20 protein-coding genes and 1 pseudogene are annotated in these 22,227 nt (G+C 67.2%); 19 read left to right on the forward strand and 2 right to left on the reverse strand.

The annotated features are described in order from the left end of the window. The first annotated feature begins 686 nt into the window (after nucleotides 1–686). From KXJ60_RS05110 to KXJ60_RS05125, 4 genes are all read left to right on the forward strand, one after another. The gene (locus KXJ60_RS05110; protein ID WP_291124734.1) at nucleotides 687–1,700 is read left to right on the forward strand and encodes an AAA family ATPase; all 1,014 of its coding nucleotides are present in this window, start codon (nucleotides 687–689) and stop codon (nucleotides 1,698–1,700) included. Beyond that, nucleotides 1,701–4,208 (forward strand): S8 family peptidase, encoded by a 2,508-nt coding sequence (locus KXJ60_RS05115; protein ID WP_291124736.1) that lies wholly within the window; start codon nucleotides 1,701–1,703, stop codon nucleotides 4,206–4,208. A 521-nt stretch (nucleotides 4,209–4,729) separates the two neighbouring features. Next, the gene (locus KXJ60_RS05120) at nucleotides 4,730–5,779 is read left to right on the forward strand and encodes an RHS repeat-associated core domain-containing protein (protein ID WP_291124738.1); all 1,050 of its coding nucleotides are present in this window, start codon (nucleotides 4,730–4,732) and stop codon (nucleotides 5,777–5,779) included. After that, nucleotides 5,770–6,219 (forward strand): hypothetical protein, encoded by a 450-nt coding sequence (locus tag KXJ60_RS05125; protein ID WP_291124740.1) that lies wholly within the window; start codon nucleotides 5,770–5,772, stop codon nucleotides 6,217–6,219. Before KXJ60_RS05120 ends, KXJ60_RS05125 begins: the two co-directional genes overlap by 10 nt. Before the next feature lie 456 nt (nucleotides 6,220–6,675). On the opposite strand, the gene KXJ60_RS05130 is transcribed toward KXJ60_RS05125, so the two are convergent. Both KXJ60_RS05130 and KXJ60_RS05135 read right to left on the reverse strand, forming a co-directional pair. Next, a complete protein-coding gene (locus KXJ60_RS05130) occupies nucleotides 6,676–7,854 on the reverse strand; it encodes an MFS transporter (RefSeq protein ID WP_291124742.1) in 1,179 nt (392 codons plus the stop codon). A gap of 117 nt (nucleotides 7,855–7,971) precedes the next feature. Then, entirely contained in the window at nucleotides 7,972–8,622 is a 651-nt protein-coding gene (locus KXJ60_RS05135; protein WP_291124744.1) for a phosphatase PAP2 family protein, read from the reverse strand. Between the two features lie 250 nt (nucleotides 8,623–8,872). Between KXJ60_RS05135 and KXJ60_RS05140 the strand changes: the two genes are divergently transcribed. The 15 genes and pseudogenes from KXJ60_RS05140 (at nucleotide 8,873) to fabG (ending at nucleotide 22,225) form a co-directional block, all read left to right on the forward strand. Then, nucleotides 8,873–9,112, forward strand: a complete 240-nt coding sequence (locus KXJ60_RS05140; RefSeq protein WP_291124746.1) for an acyl carrier protein — start codon at nucleotides 8,873–8,875, stop codon at nucleotides 9,110–9,112. A 3-nt stretch (nucleotides 9,113–9,115) separates the two neighbouring features. Continuing rightward, on the forward strand, nucleotides 9,116–10,375 hold the full coding sequence (locus KXJ60_RS05145; RefSeq protein ID WP_291124748.1) for a beta-ketoacyl-[acyl-carrier-protein] synthase family protein: 1,260 nt from the start codon (nucleotides 9,116–9,118) through the stop codon (nucleotides 10,373–10,375). Between the two features lie 29 nt (nucleotides 10,376–10,404). Beyond that, a complete protein-coding gene (locus KXJ60_RS05150; RefSeq protein WP_291124750.1) occupies nucleotides 10,405–10,689 on the forward strand; it encodes a phosphopantetheine-binding protein in 285 nt (94 codons plus the stop codon). 1 nt (nucleotide 10,690) lies between these two features. After that, nucleotides 10,691–11,353, forward strand: a complete 663-nt coding sequence (locus KXJ60_RS05155; RefSeq protein ID WP_291124752.1) for a hypothetical protein — start codon at nucleotides 10,691–10,693, stop codon at nucleotides 11,351–11,353. Further along, nucleotides 11,350–12,991: pseudogene (locus KXJ60_RS05160) on the forward strand (AMP-binding protein). The gene KXJ60_RS05155 and the pseudogene KXJ60_RS05160 overlap by 4 nt, the downstream one beginning before the upstream one ends. Further along, nucleotides 12,988–13,893 (forward strand): acyl-CoA synthetase, encoded by a 906-nt coding sequence (locus KXJ60_RS05165; protein ID WP_291124754.1) that lies wholly within the window; start codon nucleotides 12,988–12,990, stop codon nucleotides 13,891–13,893. The pseudogene KXJ60_RS05160 and the gene KXJ60_RS05165 overlap by 4 nt, the downstream one beginning before the upstream one ends. Then, complete coding sequence (locus tag KXJ60_RS05170) at nucleotides 13,890–14,459, forward strand: LolA-related protein (protein ID WP_291124756.1); 570 nt, start codon at nucleotides 13,890–13,892, stop codon at nucleotides 14,457–14,459. The genes KXJ60_RS05165 and KXJ60_RS05170 overlap by 4 nt, the downstream gene beginning before the upstream one ends. After that, nucleotides 14,456–16,795: an MMPL family transporter gene (locus tag KXJ60_RS05175; protein WP_291124758.1), complete on the forward strand. Its 2,340-nt coding sequence runs from the start codon at nucleotides 14,456–14,458 to the stop codon at nucleotides 16,793–16,795. The genes KXJ60_RS05170 and KXJ60_RS05175 overlap by 4 nt, the downstream gene beginning before the upstream one ends. Beyond that, the gene (locus KXJ60_RS05180) at nucleotides 16,792–17,451 is read left to right on the forward strand and encodes an alpha/beta fold hydrolase (protein ID WP_291124761.1); all 660 of its coding nucleotides are present in this window, start codon (nucleotides 16,792–16,794) and stop codon (nucleotides 17,449–17,451) included. The genes KXJ60_RS05175 and KXJ60_RS05180 overlap by 4 nt, the downstream gene beginning before the upstream one ends. A 1-nt stretch (nucleotide 17,452) precedes the next feature. Continuing rightward, complete coding sequence (locus KXJ60_RS05185; RefSeq protein ID WP_291124763.1) at nucleotides 17,453–18,268, forward strand: polysaccharide deacetylase family protein; 816 nt, start codon at nucleotides 17,453–17,455, stop codon at nucleotides 18,266–18,268. Next, nucleotides 18,265–18,987, forward strand: a complete 723-nt coding sequence (locus KXJ60_RS05190) for a class I SAM-dependent methyltransferase (RefSeq protein WP_291124765.1) — start codon at nucleotides 18,265–18,267, stop codon at nucleotides 18,985–18,987. The genes KXJ60_RS05185 and KXJ60_RS05190 overlap by 4 nt, the downstream gene beginning before the upstream one ends. A gap of 62 nt (nucleotides 18,988–19,049) precedes the next feature. Continuing rightward, nucleotides 19,050–20,246 (forward strand): beta-ketoacyl-[acyl-carrier-protein] synthase family protein, encoded by a 1,197-nt coding sequence (locus KXJ60_RS05195; protein WP_291124767.1) that lies wholly within the window; start codon nucleotides 19,050–19,052, stop codon nucleotides 20,244–20,246. Beyond that, complete coding sequence (locus KXJ60_RS05200) at nucleotides 20,243–21,037, forward strand: beta-ketoacyl synthase chain length factor (RefSeq protein WP_291124769.1); 795 nt, start codon at nucleotides 20,243–20,245, stop codon at nucleotides 21,035–21,037. The genes KXJ60_RS05195 and KXJ60_RS05200 overlap by 4 nt, the downstream gene beginning before the upstream one ends. Next, nucleotides 21,034–21,483 (forward strand): hydroxymyristoyl-ACP dehydratase, encoded by a 450-nt coding sequence (locus tag KXJ60_RS05205; protein WP_291124770.1) that lies wholly within the window; start codon nucleotides 21,034–21,036, stop codon nucleotides 21,481–21,483. The genes KXJ60_RS05200 and KXJ60_RS05205 overlap by 4 nt, the downstream gene beginning before the upstream one ends. A gap of 22 nt (nucleotides 21,484–21,505) precedes the next feature. Further along, on the forward strand, nucleotides 21,506–22,225 hold the full coding sequence (gene fabG, locus KXJ60_RS05210) for a 3-oxoacyl-ACP reductase FabG (RefSeq protein ID WP_291124772.1): 720 nt from the start codon (nucleotides 21,506–21,508) through the stop codon (nucleotides 22,223–22,225). Nucleotides 22,226–22,227: the final 2 nt, after the last annotated feature.

Here is a 22,227-nt window from a genome sequence, read left to right on the forward strand (position 1 = left end):
GAGCAGATATACGGTGGCGCGGAGAAAATGCTTTGAGCTAGAACGTGGTCTGGAAGCCTGTGCGGTGAATTAACTGGTAGTACCCCAACCATTCAGGTGCAGCCATGCCGTCTTCCGGTATACCGGTATACCGGTATGTTGTGTGACGTCTGGGACGTCTAGTGTTTGCCACGTCTAGCAAGGCGAACTTGCCAGCGGTCCACTAGGACGGCGCGTGCGCGAGGGGCGCATCACGCGTGCTGGAGGCGGTTCGCCACTAAATGCTAGGTTTGAGTTTTTGGCCAGTTCGCGTCAGGAGAGTTGGGGTCAATCCGATTGCGAACCGGTTGCGGAAGCCACATCCGCGGATACGCAGACCCTCTCCGCCTGCTTTTATCGGCCTTGTTGACGTGCAGGCACTTTATGGCAGCACTGCAGCGATTTCGGCCATGGCCCTTAAAGGGCGAACTCACGTTTTCGGATTACAAGCAGTCGTTGGCCTCGGCGACGGACACCCGCTCAAATGACGGTTTTGCGCAGTACTGCGGCCGTGGGACCAGTGCGCCTAGCATCGAAAGTCCGGTAAATCCAAGCCTAGTGCTCCCCCGTTCGGGAGCCGCCGTCTGGCCGCTCAATCTGCGGGCGTCTCGATCAGGCAAACCCTATGTGCCAGGCACGCAAGGGCACATGAGTGACAATCGTGAATCATGGCAAACGGCGATCAACTCAAAGCCTTGTTCCGCTCGTATGCGGAGGGAGACGAACGCCACTTCTACTCGGTGGCGATGCAGATGGCCGCGCACGAGGCCAAGCAGGGCCACGGCAAGCTGGCCGAGGAACTGCGCGACCTGCTCGACGCAGCCAAGTTGCGTCGGAACGCAGGTGCCGCTGATGGCGCCATCCCGCTGGCTCGCCCCAAAGGCGACTTGGCCTCGCTGCTCAGCGTGTCCTACCCGTCGAGCAGACTATCGGACATGGTGCTGGCTGAGCCGGTGCTTGCCGGGCTTCAACGTGTCTTGAAGGAGCAGCGGCATCTGGGCAAGCTGCGCAGCCACGGCCTGCACCCGCGTCGAAAGCTGCTGCTCGTCGGACCCTCCGGCACCGGCAAGACGATGACCGCGGCTGCGCTCGCGGGTGAGCTAGGAATTCCCCTGTTCGTCGTGCGCCTGGACGCCTTGATCACCAAGTTTATGGGGGAGTCGGCTGCCAAGCTGCGGCAGGTGTTCGATGCGGTGGCCTCCACCCGAGGCGTGTATTTCTTCGACGAGTTCGATGCAATCGGCAGCCAGCGCGGCATTGTCAATGACGTTGGCGAGATCCGGCGTATTCTCAACAGCTTCCTGCTGATGATCGAACAGGATGAGTCCAGCAGCGTCATCGTCGCCGCCACCAACCATGTCGACATCCTGGATGAGGCGCTGTTTCGCCGCTTTGATGACTTGGTGGAATACCACGTGCCGTCCGCCAACGAGATTCGCGCGCTGCTGCGCATGCGGCTGGGGAGCTACCTCAAGTCCGCCAAGTCCATCTCATCGTTGGCCACGGAAGCTGTCGGCTTGAGCCATGCCGAGATCACGCGCGCCGTCGGCGATGCCGTAAAGGAAGCCGTAATGCATGACCAAGTCAGAGTGCCTGCCGATGACGTCAAGGCCCTCTTGCAACAACGCCATGCCGTGCGTCGCCCCCCACCTGTGGCCAAGCCCTCAGTGCGCGTCCGCTAAATGGCTACTGGCGCGCAACAACACCGTCCCCATCTGCTCCCTCAAGACACGCGCAGTGTCGAGGGATATACGGCCAAGAGCGGCGGTGGCGACAAAATGGCGGTGCAGCCAAAGGACCGGCAGCAGCATGCCGGCGCGCTTCGCGCACAGCTGGCGCAGGTTGGCGTGGCCCAACAGCAGCGTGTAGCCGAGCAAAAGGAAGCCGGCGTGCAGAGCGCGATCGGCATCCAGGTCGAATTCGAGAGTGAGCAGGGGGTGGCCATGGCCGCCGCGAGCCTGGCCCGTGACCATCGCGGCATCGAGCTGATGAATGTTCGGCAGCATGGAACGCAGATTCTCGCCACCGTGTTCGTGCCCCAGGGCAAGCTCGAGCATTTCGAAAAGCTGATCACCGAGTACGTCGATCACAAGACCGATAAGAACGACAACCCGCGGGATCACCAGACGCTGGTGGACGCCATCAGCGCACTGCGGGTAGCGACGTTCGATTCGCTCTGGACCGATGAAGCGGCTGCATTGCCAGCAGACCCTGCGCAGGCCATCTGGTGGGAGGCTTGGCTGCCCCTCGGCGCTCATGCGGAGCGCTCGCTGGCCGACTTCCGCAAGGTAGCCGACATGGCAGGACTGCGGGTCAGCGATCGCGTGCTTCATTTCCCCGAGCGCATGGTCGCCCAGGTGCACGGCACCAAGAACCAGTTCCTGCAGTCGCCGCTCGTGCTGAACATGATTGCGGAGCTGAGGCGTGCCAAGACCACGGCCGAGTTTTTCGCCAACCTGGCGCTCGATGAGCAGGACGCTTGGCAAAGCGATCTGCAGCAGAGGCTGCAACCTGAGCCGAGCGGTAAAGCGTATGTCACGCTGCTGGACACTGGGGTGAATCACGGCCACCCGCTGCTCGCTCCGTTTGTGGCCGACGATGATCGCCACTCCGTCGAGCCTGCCTGGGGGCCGGATGACGCCAACGGCCACGGCAGCGAACTCGCTGGCCTGGCGCTAATGGGCGACCTAACGGCAGCGCTGGCTGAGGATGCGCCGCTGCTCGTTCCGCACCGCTTGGAGTCGGTAAAGGTGTTGCGCTTTCCCGGAGACAATGAAGGCGAGTCATTTGGCGCCATCACCGCGGAAGCGGTGGCGCGGGTGGAGATCATTAACACCGAGCGCCGGCGTGTGTTTGCGATGGCTGTGTCGTCGACCGACGGCCGCGATCGAGGCAGGCCTTCGTCCTGGTCTGCCCAGGTTGATCGGCTCGCTTGCGACTACGAAGGCCAGGGCGCCACGCGTCGGCTCTTCGTACTTTGCGCGGGCAACACCAACGACAACGCTGCCTGGGCTGCCTACCCGCACAGCCTGAGCACAAGTTCCGTTCATGACCCGGGCCAAGCATGGAACGCACTAACGGTGGGCGCTTACTCCGACTTGACGACCATCTCGGCGCATTCACCGGCGTACACGGCCCTCGCCAGCGTCGGCGGATTGAGCCCTTACACGACCACGTCCGCCACTTGGCAACCCGGGTGGCCTTTCAAGCCCGATATCGTCATGGAGGGTGGCAACGTCGCCATTGAGCCGTCCGGCTTCACCAGTTCCATGGACAGCCTGTCCTTGCTGACGACGGGCCATCGGCCGCATGAGCGGCTGTTCACGCTCAGCTGGGCCACCAGTGCAGCCACAGCGCTAGCCGCGGGCATGTGCGCGCGGATCACGGCAGCCTATCCAGGCTTCTGGCCGGAAACCGTCCGGGGCCTGATGGTTCACTCAGCACGGTGGACCCAGCCGATGCTTGATGCCTACACACCGGCTGGCGTGCGCAACCAGACCACCCTGCGTCAGTTGCTGCGCCATTGTGGCTACGGCGTGCCGAGCCTCGAGCGGGTCCTGTACAGCGCGAGCAACTCGCTGACCATGATTGTGCAAGACGAGATCCAGCCGTATCACAAGTCTGACGGCAAAGTGAAGACACGCGAGATGCACATGCACGATCTGCCGTGGCCCATCGACGTGCTGCAACAACTCGGGGATCTGCCTGTTACTCTCCGCGTCACGCTGTCGCACTTCATCGAGCCCAACCCGGGCGAGCGGGGTGGCATCGACAAGTACGCCTACCAGTCGCACGCGCTGCGCTTTGCAGTGCGTCGACCCCTCGAGACCGAGGCCGCCTTTCGAGGCCGCATCAACGCCCAGGCGGCCGCCGAGGAGCAGGGCCTCCCGGGCGGGGGCGGGGTCGATCCCGGATGGACCATCGGTGAGAAGCTGCGTACCCGCGGCTCATTGCTGTCCGACAGCTGGACCGGCACTGCCGCGCAGCTCGCAAATCGAGGTCAGCTGGCGATCTTTCCGGCTATGGGTTGGTGGCGTAATCGGCCGTCCCACGGTCGCTTCGACCGTTCCGCCCGGTACAGCCTTCTGATCTCGATAGAAGCACCCACCATCGAGCAGGATCTGTATGCGCTTGTTGCGGAGCAGATTGCCGTTGCGACCGAGGTGCCTGTGGAGGTCCAGGTTCCGTGATCGGTCATCCAGATCGGCTCAACCACCGTGCACCAACGAATATCCGGTCTTGAGTGAGTAGCGGCCAAACGAGCCGCCGCCAATCGAATGTCCGCTGATGGTCGCAGGGGCCGCTCGTGGCGCCGGCTGCGAATGACTCTCAACAGTCTGGAGCGGCCCTTTGGGGAAGCGAACTCTTGGCGGTGCTGAATCGCCATGGCGCAAATCAACTCCAGTAGGTTGGTCTCGAATGCTGCTCTAGAGCAAATACCAGTGCAACGTCTGACGCCGTCGGGATGCCCGAAGGCTTCGCGAGAGTTGGGGTCAATTCACGCAAGCGGCACCACGTCTTGGCAAGTCCTTGGCGCCACTGCTCTTTTTTCAGGTGATGGGTGCGTTGCAAAGTAGTAGAGAAACGGCGCAGCTAAGAGAGTGGCTAGCAGACTTCATTTGCGAGTCTCACACTTGCGTGTCGGCGTCTCCAGACGCTGAACTACAGCGACCGCGGTCGCCTCTCCAGCGTGGTGATGGCGTCGGGCACGGTGAGCCACCTGTACAACGGTTATGGGCAGCGGGTGCACAAGAGCGGGCCCGGCGCGCTGGTGCCCACGGGGGAGGCGCACTACCTGTACGACGAAGCGGGGCAACTGCTGGGGGAGTACGACGCCAGCGGGCAGCCGTTGTACGAGACGATCTACCTGGGGTCTTTGCCGGTGGGGGTGATCAAGCACACGGGCAGTGCGGCGGGCAACGACCTGGCGGCCACGCTGTACAACGTGCACGCGGACCAGATTGCCACGGCGAGGGTGATCACGCGGCAGGACCAGACGATCGTCTGGCGCTGGGACACGGCGGAGGCGTTTGGTGGGTCACTGCCCGATCAGGACCCCAGTGCGCTGGGCGCCTTCATCTTCAACCAGCGCTTCCCGGGGCAGGTGTTTGATGCGGACTCAGGGTTGCTGCAGAACATCAATCGAGAATACGATCCGCGCACGGGCCGCTACCGGCAATTCGACCCGACCGGATTGGAAGATGGTCCTAACGGCTATCTGTACGTGGGCGGTGATCCGTTGACGTACACGGATCCCTATGGCCTGTTCAAGTGGGCGGACATGCCGCTGATGCCGCAAGGCACAATAGACTTCAGCGCAGGCATGGGAGACGTGATACTGTTTGGTCAGGGCCAGCGGCTGCGCGACCTCTTTGATGTCGATGGTGGAGTCGACACGTGTTCCGGCGAGTACAGCGCAGGCGAATGGGCTGGTGTTGCAGCAGGCGTTGCAACTGGTTTGGTGGGTGGCCTGAAGGCCGCAGGCGCGAAGGGCGCGGGCAAGGAGTTCTCGCACTGGATTCCAAATCGCATGGGTGGGCCACGCTCGATGTGGAATGGCAACTATGTGCCGACTGCCACGCACGCGCTGTCTGATCCGTATCGCTATAGATTCATGCCCAAGGCTTGGAAGACGCAGAACCCAATGCCGAGTCGGACTTCGCAACAATGGACACGCATTCCCAATGCGTACAAGGGCGGCGCTGCTGGTGCCGCGTATGGAGCAGCCGGTGCTGCACAGGCAGGATGCACATGCCGTTGAAAGCTTTGCTGGGTGCCTTATTCGGCACGTTGAATCGCCTCTCCGACTTGGAGGCGCGACTGCTGAACTGCGTTCGGGCGCGCTTGGACGATCGAATGGTGGTGCTGTGGGATAAGCAAGTTCAGATGATCAATAAGGTTCAGAGGTTGCCCGACGGAGTCGAGGTCAACTTCTACCGCATGAAGGATGGTCGACCAAGCTTCGACGCTGACTTGGCTTTCCCAAACAAGACCGAGGAGCTGGAGCTTGCAAGGATAGAAATCAAGCTCGCGAACACCTCTCAGAAACTGCGCGCGCGCGTTTGGTGTGTCAATGGGTTCCTCTTCATGATTGAGTACGAGGGCAGCGTCAAATACTTTGAAGAAGCGGCGGGGGCCGATGAACAGTCAGGGCTGGAGATCACCTGCGAATTGATCGCGGACTTGGCGGCCACAAGCTGACTCGGCTCTTCCTTCTGAATTCAGACTCGCATTCCCGAGGATCAGACGAACGTATGCCGGTTGACCCGATCTGGACACTGGCTCTATGGCCTTGAGTGCCCTGATGAGGTTTTCTGGTCCGTGGAGCGCGATGGTCACGTCAACTGGGTGGAGAGTTAGCCACAGATCCCTATGCGGACGAGGGGCTGCATGGGGATCCACACTCTCAAGCGGTGCTGCCGGCTCGCGGGCACCGGTTTGCTCGCAAAAGGCATGCTTCCGGAGCGGGCGTCCGCACGTGACGATAAAATCCCCGCTGTAGCAACCTCGTGGTGCAAACGCGAGGGCATCAGCCGAGTTCTCATAGGTAGCAGGAGAGTTGGGGTCAATCCCCGCCAGCCGCACCAAGTCTCAACAAGTCCTTGATCCCACGGGCTTTGGCCTCTTCCCAATCGCGCCTGCGGTACCTCAGCGGACTCAGCGTGCAGCCACAATGCCCCTGCGCCTTGTGGCAATTCGGATCAACCACACGGTCAGCACCACGGCAAACGTGGCCAAGGCCCACATCAGGCCATTGCCGCCCAGCACCGTGATGGCGCCACCCGCCAGCAGTGGGCCAACGATGGCGGTGGCGGTGTAGACCATCGAGATCAAGCTCATGTTTCGCGCCATGGTGCCGCTGCTCGCTTTGGCGCTCGCAATGAGAGCGAGTGTGAGGTAGGCCGTGATCAGGCCTCCCAGGGCGAACACGGCGACGTGCAGCCACGCCATGCTCAGTGGCAAAGTCAGGAGCACGGCCATGCCGGCGGTGCACGCGCTGCATGTCAGGCAGGCGAAGGCCACTCCGTGGTGGTCGGCCAGCCATCCTGCCGCGTACTGAAGCAGCAGGCCACCGGCGCCGAACGAGATCAACAAGCTGGCGATTTGCGTGCCATCCAGCTGATGGGCTTTGCCATAGATCGAGAACAGACCGGCAAACGCGGACTCTGACATGCCACCCCACAACGCCACCACCACCCCGATGAGAAGCACCGTTTCCTTGGGAAGGTGCCAAATGGGTGGCGATCTGTCGGAAGCCTGATGGGGCTGCTGCGCCGTGCGCAGTTCTTCGGTGGCCCACGCCAAGGGCAGTGCGGCCACCAGCACGAAGCCGATGCCCAGCAGCAAAGGGGTGGCACCTTCGATGCCCAGCCAGCCGCACAAGGCGGGCGCCACGATCGGCGCCAGGGCGATCAGCGATTCATGGAATCCCACCAGCCGTCCCCGCGCATGGCCAGGCGCGATGTTGTAGAGCCAGGGTTCCAGACCAATCCAGCGCAATCCTTGCCCGAAGCCCGCCAGGAGGCCGGCCGGTATCCAGAGCTCGTGCACATGGGTGGCCATAAGACCCAGTGACAGGGCGCTGACCAGCAACGCCATCAGAACGACGCGCTTGGCGCCGAGCCAGTGCGTCATGCGCGGTGCCCCGTACAGGCCGGGCAACTGGCCAAGCCACAGGGACGAAGCGAAAAGACTCAGTTGAAGGGTCGACGCTCCTTGCTGCTCCAGCCACAGGGGGAGAACGACGAAGGGAATGCCGAACTGCCCGATCTGAGCGAGGGTGGACGATGTGTTGAGCGCGGTGATGCTGCGCCAGTCGTAGGAGGCAGGGGTCATGAGAGGTTGGGCGCGAGTATGCGCATGGCCTGCGGGCCGCCATGGACACACTCCACCCCGCTCGGCTGGTGCCACTTGAGCCCTGCGGCCCCGGGGCCTGCCGGTGGCAGCGCTTGGTCAGCGAGCGTTGCGCAGCGACAGCCACGCAAACAGGCCACCCACTGCAACGCCGGCCACGACATCCAGGAACACATGCTGGCGAATCGCCATCGTGGACCAGACGATCACCAGGCACTGCAGCACGTTGAGCCAGCGCAGCAGGGCCGGCGAGCCGGTTTGCACAAAGACATGCTGCAGCCAGAGCGCTGAGAAGACCGCCGAAGCGACATGCAACGAAGGGCACGCGTTGCCGGAGGCATCCAGTCCCTTGAGAAACGCGAGCTGCGGGTGCTGCGACCAGTCGATGTCGGTCATCGGTGTCTGCGTGGGCGCGATCCAGAACAGGGCCAGGCAGAGCACACACAGTGCGCCGATCCACAGGCCGTAGCGGATCAGCTCGCGCAGGTTGGGCATCAGCGCGGGCGGCAGCGACACATAGACCCACAGCGACACGTAAGCCATAAAGGCGTGTGGCGTGAAAGGCACCCATGCGTCCACCGCCAGCGCCGGCATCATGAAAGGCTCGGTGAGCGGATGGTGCAGAACCCAGAAGTAGCCCTGAAAGAACAGCACCATGAACGCCATCGTGCCGAGCGCCTTCAGGTACCACAGCGTGGTGAACCGCGACAGGAGCTGTCGGGGCCAGGCGTGTTCGGTGGAAGAGGGCATGGAGGGGTGCGTTGGGTCGGCGCCGTGGTGGGCCGGTTTAATGTACGACACACGCTGGCGCGGGAGCCCCGCCACGGGGGGCTTTGTATAATCCGCCGCTTGCGAAAGGCGCGGTAGCGTGTGCGCGCCCGAGGCCGTATCAGAACAACAAGACGGCCTGTGCATCTGAGGGGCTCCCCATGTTTTTCGTGTATGCGCAATGGCTTGCGTGCAGGCCCTCCCGTGCCACTTTCATCCTTGGGCGTTTTTCATGAGCACCACCGATCTCATCCGCACTTTCCTCACCGACCGCCTGGGCGTGCAGCCTGAGCAGGTGACGCCCGATGCGGTGCTCGCCGAACTGGGCGTGGATTCGCTGATGCTGGCCGAACTGATGTTCGATGCCGAGGACCGGCTGGGCATCGAGATCCCTTCAGACGTGCAACCGCCCAAAACCGTCGCCGAGATGCAGTCGATCATCGACGCGCTGTCGGCCGTCAAGACGGGCTGAACCATGTGTGCCCACCGCGTCGCGATCACCGGCATCGGGGTGATCAGCCCCTACGGTGGCGATACCGGGCAGTTTTTTGAACGCCTGCTCGCAGGCGAGTCGGCCGTGCGGCACCTGCACACCGATGACCTGCCCAAACCCCTGTCGACCCCGTTCGTGGCTTGCACCGGCTTCGATGCGGAGGCCGCCTTGGGCAAGCCGCTGGCCCTGATGATGGAGCGCTTTTCGCAGCTGGGCGTAGCGGCGGCTTTTCAGGCGTGGGACCAGGCCGGCCTGCCGCGGCAGGCCGGCGCCGATGGCGCGGCACGCGATGGCTGGGGCTGCATCTGGGGCACGGCACTCGGTGGACTCGCGGCCCACGAGCGCGGCAGCCGCGAGATGTGGCTCAAAGGGCGTGAGCGCGTGTCGCCGCTGTCGGTGGTGCAGGGCATGAACAACGCGGTGAACGCGCACATTTCGATCCAGCTGGGCCTGGGTGGCGTGAGCACCAGCCACACGGCAGCCTGCGCTTCGTCGGGCATTGCCATTGGCGAAGCGTTTCGGCGCGTGCGCAGTGGCGAGGCCACGGTGATGGTCACGGGCGGCTCCGATGTGTGCCAGTCGTATGGCGTGGTGCGCGCCTGGGAGGCCATGCGCGTGATGGCGCCGGGCGACGCGCAGACCGCGCCCCAGGCCTGCCGCCCTTTCGCGTCAGACCGCGCCGGGCTGGTGCTGGGTGAAGGCGGTGCGGCACTGGTGCTGGAGGCCTGGGAACATGCGGTTGCAAGGGGTGCCACCATCCATGGTGAAATCGTCGGCTATGGCACCAGTTGCGACCACAGCCACCTGGTTCGCCCCCACCAGCCCGGTCAGGTGCGGGCGCTGCGCGCGGCGCTGGCCGATGCCGGGCTCGTGCCGGCCGACATTCATTACGTCAACGCGCACGGCACCGCCACGGCCGAGGGCGACCCGGTGGAAATCGCTGCGCTGCGCGAGGTGTTTGGCGAGCGGTCGCGGGAGCTGCCGGTGAGCGCCACCAAATCCATGCACGGTCACCTGCTGGGCGCGGCTGGCGCCATCGAGGCCGTCGTCACGGCGCTGGCCTTGCGCGAGCAGGCTGTGCCGCCCACGGCCCATCTGGCCGGGCGCATCGATCCCGCCTGCGAGGGCGTGGACCATGTGCTGGAGGGCCGGCGCCACGTGCCGCTGCGCGCGGCACTGTCCAACTCGTTTGCCTTCGGTGGCAGCAACGCCGTGCTGGCGTTTCGCGCACCGCCCCGTTGATGCTTTTCTGTTTCCGTGAGTGATTGCCCATGACCGAACCCGTCTCTTCTGAAACCGTCGACGCCCTGTGGCCCGAAGTGGTTGCACTGATCATTGAAGCCCTCAACATGGAGCTGGCACCCGGCGAGGTGGACCCGGATGGACCGCTGTATGGCGAAGGCATGGGGCTGGACTCCATCGACATGCTGGAAATCTCGCTCGTCATTTCCAAGCGCTATGGCTTCCAGATGCGTTCGGACAACGAAGACAACGAAAAGATCTTCGCCTCGCCCCGTGCCCTGGCGGCCTACATCGCCAGCCAGCGCACCCAGTGAAATGACGTTGACCACGGTGCTGCGAGACCTGGGTGTGCTGCTCCTCATGGCGGCGTGGGTGGTGGCAGCGCACGTGGGCAGCAGCGGCTGGGGCAACGCCGACTTCAACGCCGTGGTGGCGGTCGCACCCATCGCGGCGGCGGTGCTCATGGCCTTGTGGCGCATGCCGGCCTGGTGGGTGCGCGCGGCGGGGGTGCTGGCGCTGGGTGCGCTGCTCGTGTGGCTCTGGCCCGCGCTGCGTCACAACGTCGCCTTGCTGTATTACCTGCAGCACCTGGGCATTCATGTGGCGCTGGGCGTGTTCTTCGGCAAGACGCTGCTGGGCCCCGGCGAGGCGCTCATCACCCGCATGGCGCGCCGCATCTTCACGCACGAACTCTCCGAGCGCAAGGTGCGCTACACGCGCAACGTGACGCTGGCCTGGACGATCTTCTTCTTCGCGAATGCGCTCGTGTCCACGCTGCTCTTCATCTGGGCGCCGCCCACGGTCTGGTCGGTGCATGCCAACCTGCTCACCGGGCCGTTGCTGGGCGTGATGTTCCTCGCGGAGTACATCTGCCGGCTGTGCGTGCTGCCCCCGCACGAGCGCCCCGGGATTGCGGCGGTCGTGCAGGCTTACCGAAGGGAGTCCGCGCAGCGCAGCGCCGGGCACACGCTGCCATGAATGCACTGCCCCTGATCAGCGAGCGCGGGCTGGACGACGTGCTGGCCTGGTGCCCCGGTGGCCCGGTGACCGTGCGTGAGTTCCTGGCCGACGCGCACGCACTGGCCGCGCAGCTGCCCGCGGGGGGTGCGCTGCTCAACCTGTGCGAAGACCGCTACCGCTTCGCGGTCGGCTTTGCCGCCGGACTGCTCACCGGCAAAGTGAGCTTGCAGCCTTCGTCGCAGTCGCCCGAAACCTTGCAGCGCCTGGCCGCCGACTTTCCCGGTGTGAGCTGGCTCGGCGAGCGCCCCGACGCCGTGCCCGGTCTGCCCGGCAGGGTGTTCCCCGACCTGGCCACGCAGCCGCGCGCCGAGGTGCATGACATGCCCCTGATCGATGCCGGGCGCGTGGTGGCCATCCTCTTCACGTCCGGCTCCACCGGCCTGCCGCAGCCGCACCGCAAGACCTGGGGCAAGCTCGTGCAGAACGGCCGTGCCGAGGCGCGGGCGCTGGGCCTGCTCGAGCGGCCCCAGACCATCGTGGGCACGGTGCCCATCCAGCACAGCTACGGTTTCGAATCCACCTTTCTGATCGCCCTGCATGGCGGCTGCAGTTTTTCGTCCTGCAAGCCGTTTTACCCGCAGGACATCGTGGCCACGCTGGAATACGTGCCGCGCCCGCGCATGCTGGTGACCACGCCCTTTCACCTGTCTGCGCTGCTCGCGTCAGGGCTGCCGATGCCACCCATGGACCTGGTGCTCTCGGCCACCGCGCCGCTCAGCCCCGATCTGGCGCACCGCGCCGAAGGCCAATGCGGCGCACCCGTGCACGAGATTTACGGCTCCACCGAGTCGTCTGCGCTGGCCAGCCGCCGCACGCTCGATGGGGCCGCCTGGCAGCTCATGGAAGCCGTGCAGCTCGAGCACGAGGGCGATACCACCTTCGCGCAAGGCGGCCATGTGGAAGGCCGGGTGCCGCTGTCCGACGTGATCGAACTGGGCGCCGGTGGCCGCTTCCTGCTGCACGGACGCCACGCCGACCTGATCAACATCGCCGGCAAGCGCACCTCACTGGCCTACCTCAACCACCAGATGGGCGCCATACCGGGCGTGGTGGACGCCGCTTTCTTCCTGCCCGACGAAGCCGCTGCCGAAGACGGCGTCACGCGCCTGACGGCGTTCGTGGTGGCGCCCACGCTGGATGCGCGCTCGCTCATGGCCAGCCTGCGCCAGCGGCTGGACGCGATCTTTCTGCCGCGCCCGCTGGTGCTGCTCGACGCCTTGCCACGCAACACGACCGGCAAGCTGCCGCGCCAGGCGCTGCAGGCGCTCTACGCAGAGAAGGTGGGCCATGGCCGCAGCTGAATCGAGCTGGAGCGTGCCGGCCGACCACCCTGCCTTCGCGGGCCACTTTCCCTCGCGCCCGATCGTGCCCGGCGTGGTGCTGCTCGATCACGCCATCGTGCTGGCGGCGCAGCTGCTCGGGCGCCCGCTCGAAGGCGGCTGGCAGGTGGCGCAGGCCAAGTTCTTTGTGCCAGTGGGGCCTTCGCAGGTGGTGCATTTTTCGCTGCAGGTCACGCCGCGCGGCGCCGTGGCATTCACCGCGCGCTGCGACGACCGCGAGGTGGCCGCTGGCAGCCTCGTGCCACCGGCGCCATGAAGGGCGGAACGCCTCCCGCGTGGATGCGCGAGCAGGAGCGCAGCCACCTCGGCGCGCTGCGCTTCATGGTGTGGCTCTCGCTCACGCTCGGGCGCCCCTTCGGGCGGCTGGTGCTGCGCGGCATCGCGCTGTATTTCGTGCTGTTTTCGCCCAGGGCGCGCCGCCACGGCGAGGCCTACCTGGCGCGCGCGCTCCAGCGCAAACCCACCTGGATGGACGGCTACCGCCACGTGATGAGTTTTGCCAGCACGGTGCACGACCGCGTCTACCTGCTCAACGACCGCTTCGACCTGTTCGACATCGAGTTCGTTGGCCAGGAGGCGGTGCACGAGGCGCTGCAGCGCCAGTCTGGCGCCCTGCTGCTGGGCGCGCACCTGGGCAGCTTCGAGGTGCTGCGAGCCATGGCCCACACGCACGCCCATGCGCCGGTGGCGATGATGATGTACGAGGACAACGCGCGAAAGATCAACGCCATCCTCCATGCCATCAACCCCGCCGCGCACCAGGACGTGGTGGCGCTGGGGCACCCCGACTCCATGCTCAAGGCGCGTGACCGGCTCGACGCAGGCTGTCTGGTGGGCTTGTTGGCCGACCGCTCCCTGGCCAACGACAGCACGGCAGAATGCATGTTTCTGGGCGAGCCGGCGCGCTTTCCCATGGGCCCCTGGCGCATGGCAGCCATGCTGCGCCGCCCGGTGTTTTTCATGGCCGGCCTGTACCTGGGCGGCAACCGGTACCGGCTGCACTTCGAGCTGATCGCCGACTTCTCCACGGTGGAGCGCGCCGACCGCGAGGCGGCCATCGCGCAGGCCATGCAGGCCTACGCCGACCGGCTCGGCGGGTTCTGCCGGCAGACGCCCTACAACTGGTTCAATTTTTTCGACTTCTGGCAACGCACATGATTCGACGACTTTTCACGGGCCTCGTGCTCTTGGGGCTGACCACGCTGGCGCATGCCGCGTTTGACGTGGATCAGCTCATGGCCGAGCTGGCACGCAGCCCGGGCGGGCAGGCCAAGTTTGTGGAGAAGCGCTACCTCGCGCTGCTCGACAAGCCGGTGGTGGCCACGGGCGACCTCATCTACAACGCCCCCGACCTGCTGGAGAAACGCACCTACACCCCCAAGGTGGAGACCATGGTGCTCTACAAGGACACGCTCAGCCTGGAGCGCGACCGCCGCCGCATGCAGATCCAGCTCAGCCAGCGGCCCGAGGTGGCGGCCTTCGTCGAGAGCATCCGCAGCACCTTGCAGGGCAACCGCGCGTCGCTGGAGCGCAACTACACGCTCAAGCTCACAGGCAACGCCGACGCCTGGACGCTGACGCTGGTGCCCATCGAGCAGCGCATTGCGGCGCTGCTGCAGCGCATCACGCTCAGTGGCGCGCGCCAGCAGGTGCTGGGCATTGCCTACCTGCAGGCCGACGGTGACCGCACCGAAATGACCATCGAGCCGGTGCGCCTTCCATGACGCGGTCCGTCTGGCGCGCGCTGCTGATCTGGCTGGCGGCCATGGCCGTGGGCCTGGGCCTGCTGTGGAACACCCGCTTCTCGGCCGATGTCTCTTTCTTCCTGCCGTCCAAGCCCACGCCCGAGCAGGCGGTGATGGTCGACCAGCTGCGCGAGGGCGCGGTCTCGCGCCTGTTGATGCTGGCGATTGCCGGTGGCGACGCGGCGCAGCGCGCCGAGGCCTCGCGCGCCCTGCGCGCATCGCTGGCCGGTCACGAGACGCTGGACACGGTGCAGAACGGCGAGGCCGAGGCGCTGGACGCCGCGCGCGATTTCCTGCTGGACCACCGCTATGTGTTGAGCAACGCCGTGAGCCCCGAGCGCTTCAGCGTGGAAGGTTTGCGGGCCGCGGTGAACAACAGCGTGGACCTGCTGAGCTCATCGGCCGGCCTGCTGTTCAAGCCCTACCTGGCACGCGATCCCACGGGTGAACTGGTGGAGCTCATCTCCGGCCTCAACGCCGGCGTGCAGCCCAACGAGCGCGACGGCGTGTGGGCCTCGCGCGACGGCGAGCGCGCCATGCTGATCGTGCAGACGCACGCGCTCGGCTCCGACACCGACGGGCAGGCCGCCGCCATCGATCTCATCCGTGAGCGCTTTGCGCAGGTCGTGCAGCAGCAAGGCGCGCAGGCGCTGACGCTGGAGATGTCGGGCCCGGGCCTGTTTGCGGTGCGCGCACGCGCCACCATCCAGGAGGAGGTGAGCCGCCTCTCGATCATCAGCACCGTCATCCTGGCGGTGTTGCTGGGCTTTGTGTACCGCCGTGGCCGCCTCATGCTGCTCACGCTGGTGCCGGTGCTCAGCGGCACGCTGGCGGCCATCGTGGTGGTGGGCCTGGTGCACGGCACCGTGTTCGGCATCACCGTGGGCTTTGGCGCCGCGCTCATTGGCGAGGCGGTGGACTACGCCATTTACTACTTCGTGCAATCGGGCCGGCAGGGCGGGGGCGCCTGGCGCGAACAGTACTGGCCCACCATCCGCCTGGGTGTCATCACCTCGCTGCTGGGCTTCGGGGCCTTGCTGTTCTCCGGCTTTCCGGGGCTCGCGCAGCTGGGCCTGTATGCCATCACCGGCGTGCTCACGGCCGCGCTGGTCACGCGCTACCTGCTGCCCCAGCTGGCCGGCCCCGGGGTGCACCTGCACGACGGTGCGCGGCAGGGCCGGTTGCTGCGCCCGCTGGTGGAGCATGCTGCTGTGCTGCGCTGGCCCTTGCTGGCGCTGGTGCTGGTGGCCGGGGTGTATCTGGTGCAGCAGCGCAACGACCTCTGGCATTCCGACCTGTCGGCGCTGTCGACCGTGACGCAAAGCGAGGGCGAGCTCGATGCGCGCCTGCGCGGCGATCTGGGCGCACCCGACGCGCGCTACATGGCCGTGATCACCGCACCCGACCGCGAGCAGGCCCTGCAGGCCGCCGAGCGTGCCGGCGCGAAACTGCGCCCGCTGGTGGAGCAAGGGCTCATTGGCGGCTTTGACACGCCAGCGCGCTTCCTGCCCAGCGAGGCCACGCAGAACGCGCGCCGCGCCAGCCTGCCCGAGCCTGACGCGTTGCGCGAGCGCCTGCGCACCGCGCTGGTGGACGCGCCGCTGTCGGCCGACCGCCTGCAGCCATTTCTGGACGACGTGGCCGCCGCGCGCCGCGCGCCCAACCTGCAGCGCGCCGACCTCGAAGGCACCGGCCTGGGCCTGGCGGTGGACGCCCTGCTGATGCAGCGCACCAGCGGCTGGAGCGTGCTGCTGCCGCTGCGACCGGCGGCCGGTGCCAGCGGCCCCGACATTCCGGTGGACGCCGTGCGCAGCGCGCTGGCGGGCAGCGGTGCGCTGTTCATCGACCTCAAGGGCGAGTTCGACGCGCTCTACGGCGAATACATCGACGAAGCGATCACGCTCTCGCTCGCCGGCTTCCTGGCCATCGTCGTGGTGATGGCGTTCGTGCAACGCAGCGCGCTGCGCCTGGCCAGCGTCATGCTGCCGCTGGTCATGGCCGTCATGGTCGTGATCGCCGGCCTGCACCTCTTTGGCGTGCGCCTGCACCTGCTGCACCTGGTGGGCATGCTGCTGACCGTGGCCGTGGGTTCCAACTACGCGCTCTTCTTTGACCGGCTGGCGCTGGGCGAGGTGCTGGACGACGAGACCCTGCTCTCGATCGGGGTGGCCAGCACCACCACCGTGATCGGGTTTGGCGTGCTGGCCTGGTCGTCGGTGCCTGTGTTGCACGCCATTGGCGTGACGGTGGCACCCGGCGCGGTGCTGGCGCTGGTGCTGTCGGCCGCGTTTGCCGTCAGAAGGCCCGCGCCGTGAAGGCCGTGCTGCGCACCGTGGGCACCGTGAGCGCTGCGCCGCAGCTGCTCGTGATGCTGCCCGGGGCCCACATGCAGCCCGAGGAATTGTTCGACGCCGGTCTGGCGCAGTGCATCGCGCGCCGCGGCCTGGCGCTGGACCTGCTGTCGGTCGACATCAGCGAAGTGGGGCTGGACGCCGTGCACACCTGGGACGCCTTGCAGGCCGACCTCCTGTCACCCGCCCGCGCCCGCGGTGCGCGCGTCTGGCTGGGCGGCATCTCGCTCGGCGGCATGGTCGCCATGGCCCACCTGGCCGAACGCCCCGGCGTGGCCGACGGGCTGTGCCTGCTGGCGCCGTACCCCGGCAGCCGCCCGAGCATGAACGTGGTGGACCGCGCCGGTGGCCCAGACCAGTGGCAACCCACCGAAGCCGACCTGCGCGACCCCGAGCTGCGCGTGTGGCAGTGGTTGAAGCGCCCCCCGCCTGCGCTGCCGGTGTTCGTCGGTCATGGCACCGAAGACCGTTTCGCCGCGCGCATCCAGCGCGTGGCCGAGCGCTTCCCACCGGCCTCCCGCCACACCGTGGCCGGCGGTCACGACTGGGCGGCCTGGGTGCCGCTGTGGGAGCGCTTCCTGGACGCCGGTCATTTTTCTTCCACCCCGCAGGCCGCCTGACATGCCCGCACGCTGGACGCCATCCCCCTTTCTGAACGCGAGCGCGGTGGTGCACGGTGCGGCGGTGCTCGGCACGCTGGCCGTGCCCGCCGCCTGGCCCTGGGCGGCCGGCGCGCTGGTGGCCAACCACGCGCTGCTGGCCGGTGCCGGCTTGTGGCCCAGTTCCCACCTGCTCGGCCCCAACCTCACCCGCCTGCCCGACGCCGCCGTGCAGCGCCGCGAGGTGGCACTCACCATCGACGACGGACCCGACCCCGAGGTGACGCCGCGCGTGCTCGACCTGCTCGACGCCGCCCACGCGAAAGCCAGCTTTTTCTGCATCGGGCGCATCGCGCAGCAACACCCCGCGCTGTGCCGCCGCATCGTCGAGCGCGGTCACCGGGTGGAAAACCACGGCTTCGCGCACAGCAACGCGTTCTCGCTGTTCGGCCCCGGGGCCATGCGCCGCGACATTGCGCGCGCGCAGGCCACCCTGTCCGACATCACCGGCCAGGCGCCGCAGTTTTTCCGCGCCACCGCCGGCCTGCGCAACCCCTTTCTCGATCCGGTGCTGCACGGCCTGGGCCTGCGGCTGGCCACCTGGACGCGCCGCGCCTACGACACGCGCACCGGCGACCCCGAACGCGTCTACCAGCGTCTGGCGCAGCGGCTGGGCGCGGGCGACATCGTGCTCATGCACGACGGCCACTGCGCCCGCACGCCGTCCGGCGAGCCCGTGGTGCTCGCCGTGTTGCCGCGCCTGCTGCACACCCTGGCCGAGCGCCGCCTCTCACCCGTCACCCTGTCCCAAGCCCTCTCCCTAGCCTTGCCCCCATGAGCCGTCCCACCGTTCGAGCGCTGGTCGATGAAGCCAGCCAGACCTTTCGCCCCAGCGGGCGCTTTGCTTACCACTACGCGCGCGGCAAGCTGGGCTACGACACCATCTTTCACGAGATGCTGCGCCGGGGCTTGTTGCCTGAGGGCGGTCATTACCTGGACCTCGGTTGCGGGCAGGGCAGCCTGTTTGCCTGGCTGCTGGCCGCACAGCGGCTGCACGAGCAAGGGCAGTGGCCGCAGGGCTGGGCGCCGCCGCCCCGGCCGCGCCAGCTGCGCGGCGTCGAACTCATGCAGCGCGACGTGGAGCGCGCCGCGCGCGCCTTCGGGCCGCAGCACCCGGTGGTGCGGGTCGAGCAGGGCGACATGAACGCGGTCGACTTCGGCCGGCCCGACGCCATCCTCATCCTGGATGCGCTGCACTATTTCAGCTACGAGGGGCAGCGCGACGTGCTCGCGCGCATCCGCCTGGCCCTGCCACCGGGGGGCGTGTTTCTCACCCGCATCGGCGATGCCAGCGCCGGCATCACCCACCGCATCTGCAACGGCGTGGACCGGCTGGTGACGTACACGCGCGGCCACCGCCTGCCGCGCCTGTACTGCCGCACGCTGACCGACTGGGTGGCCGAGCTGCAGCGCCTGGGTTTCGTGGTGGAAACCGAGCCCATGAACGGGCGCAAGCCCTTTGCCAACGTGATGCTGGTGTGTCGGGTGCCGCACTGAGCGGCGCGCAGGGTCATGCCACCATCTGAGACAATGCCCGACCTCGTTTTCAGCGCACCAACGTGAAGCCTCTGCTGCTGTCCGCCTACACCGCCACCACCTGCCTGGGCGTCGGGCTTGAAGCCCACCGCGTTGCCCTGCGCGAGGACCGCAGCGGCCTGCAGCCCTGTGCGTTCGAGACGGTGGACTTGCCGACCTGGATCGGCGAAGTGGCCGGTGTGGACGATCACCCCTTGCCCGACGCGCTCTCGGCCTTTGAGTGCCGCAACCACCGCCTGGCGCTGCTGGCGCTGCGCGCCGACGGCTTTGAGGCGCGCGTGCGGGCCGCCGTGGCGCGGTATGGCGCCGACCGCGTGGGCGTGTTCATGGGCACCAGCACCTCGGGCATTCTGGAAACCGAGCTGGCCTACCGCCAGCGCGACCCCGCCAGTGGCGCGCTGCCCCCGTCGTTTCATTACGCCACTTCGCACAACCCGTATGCGCTGGCCGAGTTGCTGCGCGAGCACCTCGGCATCGGCGGCATGGCCACCACCATCTCCACGGCGTGCTCGTCCAGCGCCAAGGTGTTTGCCGCAGCGGCACGCCAGATCGAGCTCGGCACGCTCGACGCCGCGCTGGTGGGCGGCGTCGACTCGCTGTGCCTCACGACGCTGTACGGCTTTGCCTCGCTCGAGCTCACCTCCACCGACCCTTGCCGCCCCTGCGACGTGAACCGCAACGGCATCTCGATTGGCGAAGGCGCCGCCTACGCGCTGCTGGAGCGCACCTGCGACACGCCCGAGCCCCATGCGGTGTGGCTGCTCGGTGCCGGCGAGTCCAGCGACGCGTACCACATGTCCGCGCCGCACCCCGACGGCCTGGGTGCACAGATGGCCATGCAGGCCGCGCTGCGCTCGGCCTCGCTGCCGGCCGACGCGGTCGACTACATCAACCTGCACGGCACCGCCACGCCGGCCAACGACAGCGCCGAGGGCAAGGCCGTGGCCGCGGTGTTTGGCGCGAGCGTGCCGTGCTCGTCCACCAAGGGCGCCACGGGCCACACCCTGGGCGCAGCGGGCGCGCTGGAGGCCGTGGTGTGTGCGCTGGCGCTGGTCGATGGCTTCGTGCCCGGCAGCGCCGGCACGCGCGAGCTCGACCCTGCCATCGCGCTGCGCGTGCAGCGGCACAGCGCATCGGCGGATCTGCGCCACGCGCTCACCAACTCCTTCGGCTTTGGCGGCAGCAACTGCAGCCTGGTGTTCGGCAAGGCAGCGCCATGAACACGCCCTTGTCTGCCTGGGTGGCCGGTGTGGGCCTGATCGCACCCGGCCTGCCCGACTGGCCCAGCGCCCGTGCCGTGCTGCGCGGCGAGCAAGCCTGGGTGTCGGCGCCCTCGGTGCTGCCCGCGCCGGCGCTGTTGCCGCCGGCCGAGCGCCGCCGCGCCAGCCGCGTGATCAAGCTCAGCCTGGGCATTGGCCTGGAGGCCGCCAGCGGTGCCGACGTGGCCCAGCTGGCCACGGTGTTCACCGCCTCGGGCTCCGACGGCCACAACTGCCATGCGCTGTGCGAGCAGCTCGCCACCGACGACCGCCACATCTCGCCCACGCGCTTTCACAACTCCGTGCACAACGCGCCCGCCGGCTACTGGGGCATTGCCACCAAGTCGATGGCGCCGTGTCAGGTGCTCTGCGCGCACGACGGCAGCTTTGGCGCCGGCCTGCTCGATGCGCTCGGCCAGGTCGTGCTGGACCAGCAGGCCACTCTGCTGCTGGCCTACGACAGCGAGTACCCCGAACCCCTGCGCGCCAAACGCCCGCTGCCTGACTGCGCCGGTGTGGCGCTGCGGCTGGAGCCCACGCGTTCAGACCAGTCGCTGGCGCGCATCACCGCCTGGCTCACCCCGGCGCCTGCCCTGCCGATGGCGCAGCCCGCGCTGGAGCCCCTGCGCCTGGCCATCCCCGCGCTGCGCTCGCTGCCACTGCTCGAATGCCTGGCCCAGGCGCGCAGCGCCGATGTGTGCCTGGACTACCTCCCCGGCGTGCAGCTCGCCGTGCGGATCGAGTGCGCATGAGCGCAGCGCCGACGCTCGACCGCGCCGGCATCGCGGCCCGCATTCCCCATCACGGTAACATGTGCCTGCTCGACGCCGTCACCGAATGGTCGGCCGACCATGTGGTGTGCGCGGCCTTGAGCCACAACGACCCCACGCACCCGCTGCGCGCGGCAGGCCGTCTGGGCGCGGCCAACGGCATTGAATATGCGGCGCAGGCCATGGCCGTGCACGGCGCGCTGGTGGCCGGCCTGAACGCCGCGCCGCGCCAGGGCTACCTCACCAGCGTGCGCAGCGTCACGCTGCACGCCGAGCGACTGGACGACCTCAAAGGCCCGCTGAGCGTGCGCGCCGAGCGCGTCTCGGGCGACGCGAACAACGTGCTCTACCGCTTCACCCTGCACCACGGCCAGCGCTGCCTGCTCGAAGGGCGCGCGGCGGTGGTGCTCGACGCCGAAGCCCTTTGACATGCAGGAAAGAACCGCAGCCATGAAACGAGCCCTCGTCACCGGCGGCAGTGGCGGCATCGGTGCTGCGATCTGCCAGCGCCTGGCCGCCGACGGCCACCACGTCATCGTGCACGCCAACCGACAGCTTGAGAAAGCCAGCGCGATCGCACAAGGCCTTCGCGATGCCGGCGGCAGTGCCGAAGCCGTCGCCTTTGACGTGACCGACCGCGCGGCCACCGCCGCCGCGCTGGCCGCGCTCACCGAGGCGGGCGCCGTGCAGATCCTGGTGAACAACGCCGGCATTCATGACGACGCGGTGTTCCCCGGCATGAGCGGCGAGCAGTGGGACCGCGTGCTGGATGTCTCGCTGAACGGCTTCTACAACGTCACGCAGCCGCTGACCATGCCGATGATCCGCAAGCGCTGGGGCCGCATCGTGAGCATCTCGTCCATTGCCGGCGTCATGGGCAACCGGGGGCAGGTGAACTACAGCGCGGCCAAGGGCGCGCTGCACGCGGCGAGCAAGTCGCTCGCGCTGGAGCTGGCCAGCCGCGGCATCACGGTCAACGCGGTGGCGCCTGGCATCATCGAGACCGACATGATCCAGGGCAGCTTCGACGCCGAAGCCATCAAGCGCCTGGTGCCCATGCAGCGCGCCGGCCGCGCCGACGAGGTGGCCGAGCTCGTGGCCTTCCTCGCCTCCGACAAGGCCGCCTACGTGAGCGGTCAGGTGATCTCGATCAACGGCGCGATGGCCTGAAG

The organism is Hydrogenophaga sp. (genome assembly GCF_019264445.1).
GTDB lineage: Bacteria > Pseudomonadota > Gammaproteobacteria > Burkholderiales > Burkholderiaceae_C > Hydrogenophaga.

Coding starts and splice junctions, on each gene's coding strand:
- KXJ60_RS05110 (WP_291124734.1), top strand. CDS start 687: ATGGCAAACGGCGATCAACTCAAAGCCTTGTTCCGCTCGTATGCGGAG.
- KXJ60_RS05115 (WP_291124736.1), top strand. CDS start 1,701: ATGGCTACTGGCGCGCAACAACACCGTCCCCATCTGCTCCCTCAAGAC.
- KXJ60_RS05125 (WP_291124740.1), top strand. CDS start 5,770: ATGCCGTTGAAAGCTTTGCTGGGTGCCTTATTCGGCACGTTGAATCGC.
- KXJ60_RS05130 (WP_291124742.1), bottom strand. CDS start 7,854: ATGACCCCTGCCTCCTACGACTGGCGCAGCATCACCGCGCTCAACACA.
- KXJ60_RS05135 (WP_291124744.1), bottom strand. CDS start 8,622: ATGCCCTCTTCCACCGAACACGCCTGGCCCCGACAGCTCCTGTCGCGG.
- KXJ60_RS05140 (WP_291124746.1), top strand. CDS start 8,873: ATGAGCACCACCGATCTCATCCGCACTTTCCTCACCGACCGCCTGGGC.
- KXJ60_RS05145 (WP_291124748.1), top strand. CDS start 9,116: ATGTGTGCCCACCGCGTCGCGATCACCGGCATCGGGGTGATCAGCCCC.
- KXJ60_RS05150 (WP_291124750.1), top strand. CDS start 10,405: ATGACCGAACCCGTCTCTTCTGAAACCGTCGACGCCCTGTGGCCCGAA.
- KXJ60_RS05155 (WP_291124752.1), top strand. CDS start 10,691: ATGACGTTGACCACGGTGCTGCGAGACCTGGGTGTGCTGCTCCTCATG.
- KXJ60_RS05165 (WP_291124754.1), top strand. CDS start 12,988: ATGAAGGGCGGAACGCCTCCCGCGTGGATGCGCGAGCAGGAGCGCAGC.
- KXJ60_RS05170 (WP_291124756.1), top strand. CDS start 13,890: ATGATTCGACGACTTTTCACGGGCCTCGTGCTCTTGGGGCTGACCACG.
- KXJ60_RS05175 (WP_291124758.1), top strand. CDS start 14,456: ATGACGCGGTCCGTCTGGCGCGCGCTGCTGATCTGGCTGGCGGCCATG.
- KXJ60_RS05185 (WP_291124763.1), top strand. CDS start 17,453: ATGCCCGCACGCTGGACGCCATCCCCCTTTCTGAACGCGAGCGCGGTG.
- KXJ60_RS05190 (WP_291124765.1), top strand. CDS start 18,265: ATGAGCCGTCCCACCGTTCGAGCGCTGGTCGATGAAGCCAGCCAGACC.
- KXJ60_RS05200 (WP_291124769.1), top strand. CDS start 20,243: ATGAACACGCCCTTGTCTGCCTGGGTGGCCGGTGTGGGCCTGATCGCA.
- KXJ60_RS05205 (WP_291124770.1), top strand. CDS start 21,034: ATGAGCGCAGCGCCGACGCTCGACCGCGCCGGCATCGCGGCCCGCATT.
- fabG (WP_291124772.1), top strand. CDS start 21,506: ATGAAACGAGCCCTCGTCACCGGCGGCAGTGGCGGCATCGGTGCTGCG.